Consider the following 282-nt stretch of genomic DNA (forward strand, 5'->3'; position numbering starts at 1 on the left):
TCCTTAAGGCCATCTACCACTACGTTGAACAGTTGGTTTCTTAGTTAATGGTCAGCAAGGCATTCTTCTATCTGCTTAGTGCAGGCTTAATCGTCCTTTCGCTTGTTATCGGTGATTGGATACAGGACTTTTTCTCACTCTCTGTACCAGGAAGTGTGATTGGACTTTTGATCTTGTTTCTGGGTTTGGTGAGTGGCGTGGTAAAGCCTCACTGGGTACAACCTAGCGCCTCACTATTGATCAAGTACATGATTTTGCTGTTCATTCCCATCAGTGCAGGCC

General features: G+C 45.0%; 1 protein-coding gene. It reads left to right on the plus strand.

Going from position 1 to position 282, the window contains the following annotated elements:
• Positions 1–47: 47 nt before the first annotated feature.
• Positions 48–282, plus strand: a 235-nt coding sequence (locus AB4585_RS26190) for a CidA/LrgA family protein (RefSeq protein ID WP_372171682.1), incomplete at its 3' end; no start/stop codon positions are given.

It is taken from the genome of Vibrio sp. 10N.222.49.C9 (assembly GCF_041474985.1).
Taxonomy (GTDB): domain Bacteria; phylum Pseudomonadota; class Gammaproteobacteria; order Enterobacterales; family Vibrionaceae; genus Vibrio; species Vibrio crassostreae_C.